The 14,052-nt window shown below is 44.4% G+C and carries 11 protein-coding genes; 2 read left to right on the top strand and 9 right to left on the bottom strand.

Features of this window, described 5'->3' with window-relative positions; all coding sequences use genetic code 11:
• Positions 1-10: 10 nt before the first annotated feature.
• The 4 genes from AC0L13_RS17685 to AC0L13_RS17700 form a co-directional block, all read right to left on the bottom strand.
• A complete protein-coding gene (locus tag AC0L13_RS17685) occupies positions 11-772 on the bottom strand; it encodes an iron ABC transporter ATP-binding protein (RefSeq protein ID WP_440499126.1) in 762 nt (253 codons plus the stop codon).
• Entirely contained in the window at positions 769-1,719 is a 951-nt protein-coding gene (locus AC0L13_RS17690; RefSeq protein WP_473641921.1) for an iron chelate uptake ABC transporter family permease subunit, read from the bottom strand. Before AC0L13_RS17690 ends, AC0L13_RS17685 begins: the two co-directional genes overlap by 4 nt.
• The gene (locus AC0L13_RS17695) at positions 1,712-2,662 is read right to left on the bottom strand and encodes an ABC transporter permease (RefSeq protein ID WP_473641923.1); all 951 of its coding nucleotides are present in this window, start codon (positions 2,660-2,662) and stop codon (positions 1,712-1,714) included. The genes AC0L13_RS17690 and AC0L13_RS17695 overlap by 8 nt, the downstream gene beginning before the upstream one ends.
• Before the next feature lie 567 nt (positions 2,663-3,229).
• Positions 3,230-4,117 carry a DUF6612 family protein gene (locus AC0L13_RS17700; protein WP_473641925.1) on the bottom strand — a complete coding sequence of 296 codons (888 nt, stop codon included), beginning with the start codon at positions 4,115-4,117 and terminating at the stop codon, positions 3,230-3,232.
• A gap of 230 nt (positions 4,118-4,347) precedes the next feature.
• Here AC0L13_RS17700 and AC0L13_RS17705 point away from each other — a divergent pair, with 230 nt between their 5' ends.
• Positions 4,348-6,066, top strand: a complete 1,719-nt coding sequence (locus tag AC0L13_RS17705; RefSeq protein ID WP_473641927.1) for an ABC transporter ATP-binding protein — start codon at positions 4,348-4,350, stop codon at positions 6,064-6,066.
• 349 nt (positions 6,067-6,415) lie between these two features.
• Here the strand turns inward: AC0L13_RS17705 and hflX are convergent, their stop codons facing one another.
• From hflX to putP, 3 genes are all read right to left on the bottom strand, one after another.
• The gene (gene hflX / locus AC0L13_RS17710) at positions 6,416-7,687 is read right to left on the bottom strand and encodes a GTPase HflX (protein WP_473641929.1); all 1,272 of its coding nucleotides are present in this window, start codon (positions 7,685-7,687) and stop codon (positions 6,416-6,418) included.
• A 20-nt stretch (positions 7,688-7,707) separates the two neighbouring features.
• Complete coding sequence (locus AC0L13_RS17715; protein WP_473641931.1) at positions 7,708-8,394, bottom strand: VOC family protein; 687 nt, start codon at positions 8,392-8,394, stop codon at positions 7,708-7,710.
• 81 nt (positions 8,395-8,475) lie between these two features.
• A complete protein-coding gene (putP, locus tag AC0L13_RS17720; RefSeq protein ID WP_473641933.1) occupies positions 8,476-9,960 on the bottom strand; it encodes a sodium/proline symporter PutP in 1,485 nt (494 codons plus the stop codon).
• A gap of 237 nt (positions 9,961-10,197) precedes the next feature.
• Here putP and AC0L13_RS17725 point away from each other — a divergent pair, with 237 nt between their 5' ends.
• Positions 10,198-10,563 (top strand): DUF2188 domain-containing protein, encoded by a 366-nt coding sequence (locus tag AC0L13_RS17725; protein ID WP_473641935.1) that lies wholly within the window; start codon positions 10,198-10,200, stop codon positions 10,561-10,563.
• Between the two features lie 120 nt (positions 10,564-10,683).
• Here AC0L13_RS17725 and AC0L13_RS17730 read toward each other — a convergent pair whose 3' ends face one another.
• Together AC0L13_RS17730 and AC0L13_RS17735 are read right to left on the bottom strand one after the other, a co-directional pair.
• A complete protein-coding gene (locus tag AC0L13_RS17730; protein ID WP_473641938.1) occupies positions 10,684-12,327 on the bottom strand; it encodes an AMP-binding protein in 1,644 nt (547 codons plus the stop codon).
• Between the two features lie 123 nt (positions 12,328-12,450).
• Positions 12,451-14,010 (bottom strand): FMN-binding glutamate synthase family protein, encoded by a 1,560-nt coding sequence (locus AC0L13_RS17735; protein WP_473641940.1) that lies wholly within the window; start codon positions 14,008-14,010, stop codon positions 12,451-12,453.
• Positions 14,011-14,052: the final 42 nt, after the last annotated feature.

Genomic DNA, 14,052 nt, shown 5'->3' on the forward strand with positions numbered 1-14,052 from the left:
CTTTTCTTTTTTAAGAATTAAAATAGACGCAAATATTACAGTTGTTCATTCTTTTAATAGGAATATCCATATCATAAATTTCCTTCAACGCATCCGAGTTGATGATTTCTTCTGTCAGACCATCTCTGACGACCCGCCCATCTTTCAATGCGACGATCCGATCGGAATAGACAGATGCGAAGTTAATGTCATGTAGTACGATGACAACAGTCTTCCCAAGATCGTCAACCAATCTGCGCAGGATTTTCATAATTTGGACGGAATGTTTCATATCCAAGTTATTCAACGGTTCATCCAATAGGATATAATCGGTATCCTGGGCGATAACCATTGCGATAAAAGCACGTTGACGTTGACCGCCGGATAATTCATCCATATAGCTATGCTGCATATCCATCAATCCCATATAATCCATTGCCTGTTCTACAATCCGGATGTCTTCAGCATTCAACTTCCCTCGCGAATAAGGGAAACGTCCAAACGAAACCAATTCCCGGATCGTCAATTTTACATTCATGAAATTGGACTGCTTCAAAATTGAAACCCGCTTGGAAAATTCGTTGGATTTCATTTTTTGAACGCGATCATCATCTACGAGCACTTCACCCGTATCAGCATCAATCAGACGGCTTACCATTGAAAGCAACGTCGATTTCCCGGCTCCATTAGGCCCGATGAAAGAAGTGATCTTTCCTCGATGGATATTGACACTCACCTTTTCAACGACCGCTTTTTTTCCATAGAACTTTGACAACTCTCGGACTTGGATCATGAGGATCGACTCTCCTTTAATAGTAGATAGATGAAATAAATACCGCCGGCAAAATTGATGATAACACTTAGCGTCGTCGAGAACGTGAAGATCCTTTCAACGACCCACTGTCCTCCGACGAGCGCGATGATGCTCATGACAGAAGCACCTGCAATAAGAACAGTATGCTTATATGTTTTTAAAAATTGATAAGATAAATTCGCCACAATCAATCCAAAGAATGTAATCGGTCCGACAAGCGCTGTCGATACGGAAATCAAAACCGCAGATATGACTAGCATCATCTTGACGACTTTATCATACGAAACACCAAGATTGATTGCCGTGTCCCTTCCGAGTGACAGGACATCGAGATCATTGAATGATTTCCAACCGATGATGAATGTGATGATGACAATTCCAAGCGCCCACCAAACCAATTCGCCGCTTACATTATTGAAGCTTGCAAACATTTTATCCTGCACCCGCATAAATTCATTCGGGTCGATGAGAACTTGCAGGAATGTCGATATGCTTCCGAAAAATGTCCCGACAATTATCCCGACGAGCAATAAGAAGTAAATCGGCTGACCGCCCCTTTTGAAAAGGAAACGATATAAAATGAGCGCAAAAACAATCATTGTCGAAACGGATAAAATGAAATTGACATGCTTGTTGACGATTGTAATATGGTTTGAACCAAGGAAGAAAATAACGACCGTCTGAAGCAATAAATACAAAGAATCTAATCCCATTATACTTGGCGTCAAGATCCGGTTATGCGTAATCGTCTGGAATATGACCGTTGAATATGCAATTGCTACCCCAGTCAACACCATCGCGATCACTTTAATGCCCCGGCGAGGAAGCGCATAGTCAAAACTGCCATTCAAATCGTGGAATAAATATAAAGCACAAAATACGGCAGCCAACACAGATAAGATGATCAATTTAGTAGAATTACGCATATGCCTTCCTCCTAAACAGCAAGTAGAGGAATATACCGCTTCCGATGACACCGACCATCAGACTGATGGAAATCTCATAGGGATAGATGAGAATCCTTCCTAAAATATCACAGATCAGGAGGAAGATCGCACCTAACAAAGCGGTGTGCGGCAATGTTTTCTTCAAATGATCGCCATGGAAAATCGAGACGATGTTTGGGATGATCAAACCGAGAAACGGAATCATCCCGACCGTCAAAATGACAGTCGTCGTAACAAGTGCCACTAGGATGAGGCCGATATTGACAATCCGCTTATACGCAAGACCCAGGTTTTTTGAAAAATCCTCACCCATTCCCGCGACCGTGAAGCGATTCGCGTACAAATAAGTGATAATCAGCACCGGGATGCTTATGTATAGGAGTTCATATCGCCCTTTCATAATCATCGAAAAGTCACCTTGCAGCCATGCGGACATGTTTTGGATGACATTCGACTTATAAGCGAAGAACGTCGTGATCGAGGACAAGATATTCCCAAACATGAGTCCGACGAGCGGAATGAATATCGCATCCTTGAACTTGATTCGGTCGAGGATTTGCATGAACAGCAACGTCCCTGCAAGTGCGAATACAAATGCCACAACCATCTTCTCGATCGTCGATGCATTGGTAAACAATAACATCGATACTAAAATACCTAACCGTGTAGCATCCAACGTTCCTGCGGTTGTTGGCGAAACGAATTTGTTTCGGCTTAGTTGCTGCATAATCAGGCCCGCGATGCTCATGCCTGCCCCAGCGAGTAGAATCGCCACAAGTCTTGGCACACGGCTAATCAGAAAAATCTCTGTCTCCTCAGATCCGAAATCGAGGAGATCCGTCGGTTTAATGGAACTCACTCCAACGAATAATGAGAGAAATGAGAGTGCTAGTAGTGCAATAAACAAATAACGTTTCTTCATGAAGAAAGAACTCCGATATCGAATATTTGCTCTAACTGAGAATCTTTTAAGTGAAAACGATTATCAGTTAGCTGCAAATCCAATTATAGCAGTTATGGATTCAGTGTCAACCGATAATTGAAAATGATTATCAGTTACGAGTTTGTTAGTTGAGAATTGATTGATAAAATGCCCACTTCATGCAGTTTCAGCAATTGTGACGGGAATGTAACGCTTTTCGTCCATATAACAAAAGCGCAGGGTGCCTGCCTAGCAAAGGATCGCAGTCTAAGAACGCCGCGTCCAAATTTCTGCAAAGCACACAGAAATTAAGGCAAATCGAACCCTTCGTAGTTCGATTGGCAACGACTGCATGACCGGCATCCTGCCCGCCTTAGGCATAAGGCGAAGATGCGGCGTGGCGTTCTTTGCGCTGTTCCTAACGCTACGCTTTTACTCGCAAAAGCCGTTCTTCGACACGGCTTTAGCTTTGACTTATGACCCGAGCTTTTGGTATCCGGAGTCTAGACGAAAAAAAAAGCAGCCATAGACAGCCGGTTTTGGCTATCCATGACCACTTTCTCATTCTCACTCTTGGCTTTGGTTCATCAATTCTTCAAGGTCAACTGCTTCGTCGAGAATCTCTTGAGGAACGACGATTTCATCGATTTCGTTGATTTTCGAAATGACAGATTTCATTTTTTGAACGATGTGCATTTCTTCGTCTTCAATTTTCATCGTCATATCCATGTCTAAATCAAATGCATTCGTGTAAAACGTCTCTTTGTCGATGTACATAACCACTTCAAGGCTTTTCACATCCATGTTGTTCAACAGATCCGCATCTTCCTCAGTCATTTCCATATCCGTAGGAAGTGCAGATCCCATCAATTCTTTCATTAGTCCGCTGAATTTATCCCCAGAAGCAGAAAGCGTCAAGATGTATTCGTCGTCCGTCTGTTCGAACTTGAAATCATCTTTGAACTCATTGAACATTTTCATATCCAATGTCGGATCTGTTTCGCCGCCCATTTCCGCCATCATTTCGTCGTACATGTCCTTAGGCATCTTAATCCATTGACCAGACTCAGGGTCGTTCATGAAGAAACCTGCTTCAGTCATGTACAGTTCCATATCCATCTTGCCTAGATCGCCCATGTCCATTTTCATGTTCTGGTGCATTGCCATCGGCTCGACAATGGCATCCATGTCCATTTTGATTTTTGAATCCAATTCAAGTTCTTGACTTGGCATGGAAATTTTTTGGTCGATATCCATGACTGCATGCATGCTCTTTTGCTCTGCTGACACTTCCATCGCTTTACTATATACTTCCTGCGCCGTCATCTCACTTTTGTTTTCCAACTCTACCTCTTTACCAGTTTCTGCATCCTTTTTCGGTTCCGCTGCAGATCCACAAGCCGCTAACCCAAGCGCCAGAACACCAACACCAAGACCCTTTAACCACTTTTTCATCTGATTCGCTTCCCTTCTGTATTTCTCTTTATGTCACATCTAATGATACGGTATAAAAGGAAAAGGGTTCCACCATTTTTCGGAATTCCTATAATTTGAATCTTTTTTACCAGTTAATAACCATATGTCTTTTCTCACCCATTCAACTATTTCGACTTCTGAAATTTTTCATACCACTTTTGAAAAAATTTCGCTATAATAGCTTGGACTACAGAAAGGGGGTCAAAATTATGCTTAAAAAATTCTTTTCTTATTATAAGCCGCATAAACGGCTTTTCATCATCGACTTTTCAAGCGCCGTGTTTGTCGCTTTGCTCGAACTCGCGTTTCCGATGGCAGTCCAATGGTTCATTAACACTCTATTGCCAACCGGGGATTGGGGGAAAATCGTCACGACGAGCGTTTTATTGCTGCTAATTTACTTGTTAAGCACATTCCTTCAATATATCGTCAGTTACTTGGGGCATAAGCTTGGCATTAATATCGAGACGGATATGAGACAGCAGCTGTTCAATCATGTTCACCGCCAATCATTCCGTTTCTTTGACAATACGAAGACCGGACATGTGATGAGCCGGATCACGAATGACCTATTCGATATCGGTGAGCTCGCCCACCACGGGCCTGAGGATGCTTTCATTGCAGTCATGACAATTATCGGCGCTTTCATTCTTATGTACGGGATTAATCCTGAACTGGCTCTCATCGCAATCTGCATGGTGCCTCTCCTCGTAGTTCTTGTGACATTCTGTAATATGAAAATGAATAAAGCGTGGCAGAATATGTACGGGAAAATCGCAGATGTCAATGCGCGAGTCGAGGATTCGGTGTCTGGTGCGCGGGTTGTCAAATCGTTCACGAATGAAGACTTCGAAATTGCGCGATTCAAAAAAGACAATGGCAACTTCAGACTCGCTAAGCTTGTCGCCTATAACGTCATGGCGTGGACGCATTCGAGCATGTATATGATGACAAGGCTCGTGACATTGGTCGTCCTCGTTGTCGGAGCGTATTTCACAGTCAACGAAAGATTGTTAATAGGGGATCTAGTTGCATTCATCCTTTTCGTCAATATTCTCATCAAGCCTGTCGATAAAATCAGTGCATTGCTTGAACTGTATCCGAAAGGGATGGCAGGTTTCAGAAGATTTCTCGATTTGATTGAACAGGAGCCGGAAATTAAAGATCGACCAAGCGCGAAAACTGTCAGCCATTTGCATGGGGATATTTATTTCGATGATGTCCATTTCCAATACGATGACAATAAAAACGTATTGAACGGCATCGATTTATCAATCAAATCTGGTGAAACGATTGCCTTCGTCGGTCCATCAGGAGCTGGAAAGACAACAATCTGCTCCCTGATTCCGCGATTTTACGACGTCGATTCCGGAGCGATTTCAATTGACGGCATCGACATCCGCAACATGACGCAGCATTCATTGCGTTCACAAATCGGAATCGTGCAACAGGACGTCTTTTTATTCACAGGGACGATTAAAGAAAACATTGCGTACGGAAATTTGGATGCAACAGATGAAGAAGTGATAGCGGCTGCGAAAAAAGCGCATTTGGAGGATTTCATCGCGTCGCTTCCTGACGGCTATGAAACGCAAATCGGTGAACGCGGATTGAAATTATCCGGCGGGCAGAAGCAGCGGCTTGCGATCGCGAGAATGTTCTTGAAAAATCCTCCGATCCTCATTTTGGATGAAGCGACGTCCGCACTTGATACGGAAACGGAGCGCATTATTCAACAATCGCTGAACGAGCTTGCCGAAAATCGGACGACACTCGTCATCGCCCACCGATTGGCAACAATCCGAGATGCAGATCGAGTTGTCGTCGTGACGGAAGAAGGAATTGCGGAAGACGGAAAATACGATGAGTTAGTAAGAAAAGGCGGCATTTTTGCCCGTCTGCACAATATTCAATTCCAAGAGGTTTAACATTTCGAGAACCAGGGGATACTACTACCATCCCACCCCCTTTCTCTTTATAGATAAAAACTGCACCGTCGACTTTTAAGTCACACGGTGCAGTTTTTTCGTTTGTCCAGCTACAGGCGCCAGGGGCTCGAGGTCATAAGTCGACGATACTCTGTGGCAAAGAACGCCACGCCGTATCTTCACCTTATGCTTGAGGCCGGCAGGATGCCGGTAATGCAGTCGTTGCCAATCGAACTACGAAGGGTTCGATTTGCCGTATTTCTGTGTGCTTTGCAGAAATTAAGGCACTATCAGGACGCGGCGTTCTTAGACTGCGAACCTTTGCTATGCAGGCGCCTTCCGCTTTTCGTTAATGACTAACAATAAACTCCTCGAATTTCACTCTTTCAGATCCATCCATCTCGACGGTCATCAATGTGCCCTCTTCTTCGTACTCCGTCTTCTTTACATTCGCTTTGTCATTCAAATACGAAACGACATCTCCACGATCAAACGGAACGAGCAGCTTGCAAGTGATGTATTGTTCAAAGACTTTTTTCTTGATTAAATCAAGCAGTTCATCCAAGCCTGCTGCCTCTTTAGCCGAAATCCAAACGCTATCCGAGGTTTCGCGTGGATACGGAACTCCTGCTAAGTCTGCTTTATTGTATACATTGATAGTTGTAATATTCTCAACGCCGACGTCATGCAACGTCTCATTCGTCACTTCCATCATATAACGGTATTCAGGATTCGAAACGTCGACGACATGCAGAAGAAGATCTGCTCCGCGCGCTTCTTCTAAAGTGGAGCGGAATGCTTTGACCAAGTGATGGGGCAGCTTTGAAACGAAGCCTACCGTATCTGTCAAGAGGAATTCCTTATTGTCGGCAAACACTAAACGCCGCACAGAAGTGTCAAGCGTTGCGAAAAGCATATTCTCTTCATACACTTGCTTCGTATTTTCATCATCCATTTTTCGCAGCAACGCGTTCATTAACGTTGATTTGCCCGCATTCGTATAACCGACAATTGATACGACCGGTATGCCGCTTTTCTTCCGTTGTTTCCGCTGTGTATCACGCCGATCGCGTACATGGTCGAGATCCTTGCGCAGCTTCGAAATTTGGTCTTCGATTTTCCGACGATCGAGCTCGAGCTTCGTCTCCCCAGCCCCCTTGTTTTGGAAACCTCCACCGGTTCCTCCGCCTTGCCTTCCCAAGGAAGCGCGCAATCCGACGAGACGCGGCAATGTATACTGTAGCTGCGCCAATTCAACTTGCATCCTTGCTTCATGCGTACGAGCCCGTCTCGCAAATATATCGAGGATGAGCATTGTCCGGTCAATAACCTTCACTTCAAGCTCTTGTTCTAAATTTCGAATTTGGGACGGTGAAAGCTCATCATTGAAAATGATCAGATTTGCATCTGTCTCTTCATAAAAACGCTTAATTTCTGCGATCTTCCCTTTTCCGACATAAGTTGTCGAATGTCTGCGCTCCAAGTTTTGCGTTACGCTACCAACTACTTTCACATCGATTGCCTCCGCCAAATTTCGAAGCTCTTCCATTTCGTATTCAAAATGCTCATCATTCTGTTCCTGCACTCCGACAAGAACCGCATATTCTACCAATATATCCACTAAAAAACCCCTTTCTTCAATTAACGAATGACGACTTCCTGCAACCGGTCTTTCCCGCCTTCTTGTTCGACGAACCGCAACCGGACATTCCCAATCGAAATGTCATTTGAATCTCCGACCTTCTGCGAAAGTAACACTGCCCATTCTCCAGTGTCCCGCAATGGATCTTCAACACCAAAAATGCACTCCCGAATCTCCATCTCCTCATTTTCAGCAGTCAATACACCTTCAGCGCGCAACTGCTCGAAACGAATCTCTTCAGGCGTTTCCCACTCGATGAAAAAAGGATATGGCAGTTCACCGGAAATCGGTTGGTCGACAAATAGCATTTTCCATTTTTTCAACTCTCCAACGGCTGTCCGGCGCTCTGCATTCAACACGCCGGAAGTCGCAAAACCTTTGTTTGTAATGTCCTCATTAAATTGCTCAATATCTGTTACGGATAAACATATTGTGCCCCATCCATCCTTGTCCTTCAAATCATGAAGCAGCAAGCGGGTCAACGGATGGTCCACTTGCGCCGCAAATTCGGCGCGCTCTACGGATAGCCATTCCACATAAGCATTTTTCACATATAGTAATGCATTATGGGTCCCCCACTTTTCATGCCTGCCGCCGATGACAGCATGTTTCCCTTCCTTCTTTTGCTCTTCAACAATTTCATTAGGACTTTTCGATGTGAAATAAACAACATGATCAAGTTTCATCTACGAGTTCCCCCTTTTAAGAATAGATTACCATATCCAAAAAAATACGACCTCCGCTACATACGCAGGAGGCCGTTTCCATTATCTTTCTTTTTTCAATAAAACCATTGCGTCATAGAATTCCTTGTCGATTTCCGCGTTCGGACGATACGTCATCAAGCTGACGAAATATGTTACGACTAGACAGATTAGGAATCCAGGGACGATTTCATATAGACTATCTGACAGCGCGTCGACGGTGCCCCAAATACCGACAGTGATTGCACCTGCCACCATTCCCCATAATGCGCCCGTCGCTGTCAGCTTACGCCAATATAAAGACAGTAAGATGATCGGTCCAAACGCTCCTCCAAAGCCAGCCCATGCAAATGAAACGAGCTTCAGGATTGATTCATTGTTTGGCCATGCAAGCGCCATAGCGATTAAGGAAACGACAAGCACTGCCATCCTGCCCAAGAACACATATCGCTTATCTGTCGCATCCGACTTGATGATTGCCTTATACAAATCCTCAATAAGGGCCGATGATGTGACGATCAACTGCGAAGAAATCGTACTCATAACAGCCGCAAGTACTGCCGCAAGCATGATTCCTGCAATGAATGGGTGGAAAATGATTTGTCCTAATGCAATAAATACAGTTTCCTCATCGACCAATTCAGCACCTGCATTTTGTTGGTAATAAGCAATCCCAACGAGCGCGGTTGCGATAGCACCGAATAAGCTCAGAGCCATCCAGCCAATTCCGATTCGGCGTGCACTTTTTGTTTCCTTTACCGACTTGATCGCCATGAAACGGACGATAATATGTGGTTGTCCAAAATAGCCGAGCCCCCATGCAATGGATGAAATAACACCAGCTACTGTGGCCCCCTTCACAAGACTGAGCATGTCCGGATTCACTTCTCTGATGCTTGCAGCCGTTTCCGCAAATCCTCCTGTCAAAGTCAAACCGATAATCGGAACTAATAATAGTGCAAAGAACATTGTAAGACCTTGTACAAAATCGGTATAGCTCACGGCCAAAAAACCTCCGAAAAGCGTATACGCAATAACGACAGCCGAAACGATCAGCATTCCGGAATGATAATTCAGTCCGAACGAACTCATGAAAAACTTACCGCCAGCAACCATACCCGAAGAGACATAAAACGTAAAGAATACAAGAATAATAATACCTGAAGCAATCCGCAGCAGTCTTGACTTATCTTTCAACCGACTTTCCAAATAACTTGGAATCGTAATAGAGTCGCTCGACACTTGCGTATACACGCGAAGTCTTGGCGCTACGAGAAGCCAGTTTAAATATGCGCCTAATGTTAAACCGATTGCAATCCAAGCTTCTGTTAGTCCAACAGCGTAAATGGCTCCTGGGAGTCCCATAAGCAACCAGCCGGACATATCTGCGGCGCCGGCGCTCAGTGCAGTGACAGCAGGTCCGAGTGAACGACCGCCTAGCATGTAATCGTTCAAGTTCGTTGTTTTCTTATATGCGTACCATCCGATGAAGAGCATCGCCACCATATATACAATAATGGCAATCAATTGATAAAAATCATTAGACATACTTTCCCCTCCCGCTTCATTTTTTTATATAATAACACCTTTTCGTCAATTAAAAATCACCTTTTTAAAAATCCATTCATTTTTCCTATAATATTGAATTTCAGCAAAGTTCATCTCATTTCCTACACATTTCCCGGGAAATGCACATATTTCGACAACATAGTTGAAATAATTTCGAATGTAAGAAGTTTACTCTTGCTAAAAAACGGGAATATCTGCGTAAGGAGGCGATTCCTGATGCCTTGGAATAAAAACGATTATCCCGATTCCTTTAAAAACTTTGAGCCTGAAGTACGTAATAAGGCAATCGAAATAGCGAATGCATTATTGCGAGAAGGGAATGAAGAGGGCCGAGCGATTTCCATTGCGACAGCTAAAGCAAGGGAGTACGTACATGGCGATAACTCCGGTCGCGCAAAATATGAAGCGAAAGCACGTGACGAAGATTGGATTCTTATAAAAGAAAATGGCGAACGCGCAATCTTCAAAGAGGACACAAAAGATGACCTGCTTGAAAAAGCGAAGCCGTACGTCAATGAACATAATGGAATCTTGGCTATCTACCACGCAGACGGATCACTCGAATCAACTCTTTATGACTGATTCCGTAACTCCCTTTAGAATGTGCTTACTTACCGATTTCATACAAAGAACTCCAATCCCCTATTAAAAAAACAGGTGGAGGAAGTTCGCATTCCTTCACCTGTTGCTCTGTGGAGAATCTTACAATTGATGACTCAATGATTCGTCAATCGACATATCACGAAGTTTGAACTTCTGGATTTTCCCTGACGCAGTCATCGGATATTCGTCAATGAACTTAATATATTTCGGAATTTTATGGTATGAAATACTTCCTTGGCAAAATGAACGTACAGCTTCCTCGTCAATGGAAGACCCCTTTTTCGGGATAATCCATGCCATCAATTCCTCTCCGTATTTCGGATCCGGCACTCCGACAACTTGAACGTCTGATACTCCTGGATGGGTGTAAAGAAATTCTTCCACTTCACGTGGATAGATGTTTTCACCCCCGCGGATAATCACGTCTTTTATTCGGCCTGTAATATCGATATAGCCATCCTCGTCCATGATGGCGATATCTCCGGTGCGGAGCCAACCATCCTCATCGACCGCCTCACGCGTCGCTTCCTCATTGTTATAATACCCTTTCATCACATGATATCCGCGTGTACATAGCTCGCCAGGACTACCGACAGGCATCTCGTCTCCCGTCACTGGATCGATAATTTTCACTTCGACAAATGGATGCGGCTTTCCGACAGTGGATACGCGCTTTTCAATCGGATCATCAGTTTGCGTCTGTGTAATGACCGGTGACGCTTCCGTCTGTCCATAGCAAATCGTAATTTCCTCTGCACCCATATCGTGAATCACTTGTTTCATTACTTCAATCGGGCAAGTGGAGCCCGCCATAATCCCAGTCCGTAATGTCGATGTATCGAATTTCTTGAAATCCGGATGATTCAATTCGGCAATAAACATTGTCGGCACGCCATTAAGAGCTGTACATTTCTCCTCTTGGACCGCTTCCAATACACGAAGGGGATGGAACTGCTCAAGGATGACCATTGTCGAACCATGTGTTACTGCAGCCAAATTGCTCAAAACGGCTCCGAAACAATGAAAGAACGGTACAGGTATGCATAGACGGTCCTTCTCCGTCAATTTCATAAAATCTCCGATGATCTTACCGTTATTCACAATATTATGGTGCGTCAACATGACACCTTTCGGAAATCCTGTTGTCCCTGACGTGTATTGGATGTTAATGACATCATCAGGCGACATGCTTTTTTCCCGCTCAGCCAATTCTTCGTCTGAAATGCCTTCTGCATGGGCAAGAAATTCCGACCATTTATAAATCCCGGATTCTTCACGATCCGACATAAGAATGATTCTTTTCAATTTAGGCAGCTTTTCACTGGAAACGACACCATCTTTACTATCTAGCAATTCTGGACAGATCGAACGGATAATGTCGATATAACTCGTCCCTTTAAATCCTTCGTCTAGTATTAACGTCGTCGCATCTGATTGCTTCAACAAATATTCGAGTTCTTTCGCTTGGTAATTCGTATTCACCGTAACGAGGACAGCCCCCATTTTCCCTGTTGCAAACTGACTCAACAACCATTGCGGTTTGTTATCGGACCAAATGGCGATATGCTCCCCGCGCTTGATCCCCATCCCGATGAATGCCTTCGCCAGCTCATCTGTCTCTCGATCAAACTCTTCATAAGTACTTCTAATTCCATGCTCCGGATACACATAGGCCTCTTGTTTTGGCAATGCTTTTGCCCAATCCCTTACGACCTCGCCAACCGTTTTACTCAACAAAGACATCCATCTAACCCCTTTCTATAAATCTATAGTTATTTACATATTATCACAAAATTCAGAAGGTGTCTTAGGTATTTTACATCAAAATAAGCCGTTCCACCAATTAGGCGAAACGACTCAAACAGTTTATTCAACGGGGAAAACACGTCCCCTTTCATCTTTGTAAACGACATGATGGCGATCGAATTTTGTCGGAGAATCGAGTCCGGCTGCAGCCGCGATTCTAAATAACCCTTCACGCATCGTCAAAATATAATTTGTGACGCGGAATTTCTTCTCCTCTACGACAAGTCCTCTTTGCAAATTTTTATCTGTCGTCGCCACTCCCGCTGGACATTCATTCGTATGGCATCGCTCAGCCATAATACACCCGACTGAAATCATGAAACCCCGAGCAATTTGGACAAGATCGGCTCCCATCGCCAAAGCGATTGCAGCTTTATCCGGCGTCGTTATTTTCCCGGAAGCGATGATTTTCACTTGGTCCCGCACTTCATATTTTCGCAGTGCATCATCCAATATGACGAGTGCCGATTTGAGCGGCAATCCGACACTGTCCGCCAAATCCTGATACGTCGCACCGGATCCTCCTTCCGCTCCATCCAAGGAAATGAAGTCCGGACCTTTGCCCGTCTCGTGCATGAACGATGCAAGCTCCTCCGCGTCCTCTTTCCCGCCGATGACTATCTTGATCCCGACAGGCTTGCCGCCACGGTCTCTAATTTGTTCGATAAAATCAAATAAGGTCGGGTAATCAGAGAACTGCTTGAAGCGGTTCGGACTGTTGATTGTTGTATAAGGGACGACATTTCGGATCTTTGCAATCTCTTCCGTCACTTTTTCCCCTTCAACATGACCTCCCCGCATTTTCGCGCCTTGTGCCATTTTAATTTCAAATGCTTTCACTTGAGGGATTTCCGCCTTTTCACGGAGGCGCTCCCAGCTGAATTCCCCTTCCTCCGTGCGGAATCCGAATAGTCCCGATCCGATTTGCGCAATGATATGAGCATCACCGGCCAAATGATAAGGGGAAAGTCCACCTTCTCCAGTATTCATCCAAGCTTCTTTCGCCATCCCGATCCCTTTCGACAAAGCAGAGATGGCATTTTCACCGAGCGCCCCATAGCTCATGCCAGATTGACCGAGCAAGCTCCGGACGTGGAAAGGATGCTCACAGTTCGGCCCGATGACAATCGCATCCTCTTCGGGCAACAGCCAGGGCAGTGCTGGTATTTCCTCCCGATGCTCTTTTCGAGAGAACAAATTGTCTTCATCGATACGGTAGCGTATCGTATTAATCAGCCCATCATTATCGACACGCATTTCCTCATTCTGCTTCGTGAACAGTGCATTGCGGATGTAGTAGCCAGCTTCTTCGAAATTACGTTTTGATCCAAAACCGATAATGCTATTCAAATACTTCCCAGGCAACACCATATGCAAATATTCTTCCCGATTGAATGGCTTTCCTTCATGGTCAGCATTGAATAAATATTGACGCAGCTCAGGTCCCGTCTTCTCAAGCATATACCGCATCCGTCCGAGGACCGGGTAATTCCGCAGAATAGCATGTTGCTTCTGCCGTTTGTCGTAAAAATAAAGATAAATGGCAAAGGATATTGGAATGACGACTAAAATCAGAACGAGCAATGTCGTCGTTAATGATATACCTTCAAACCACCCCATGAGCACACCCCTTTTCTATGCGTTTCGAGTAGTGTAACATGA

The sequence above is a fragment of the Sporosarcina sp. QA0331 genome, assembly GCF_055808055.1.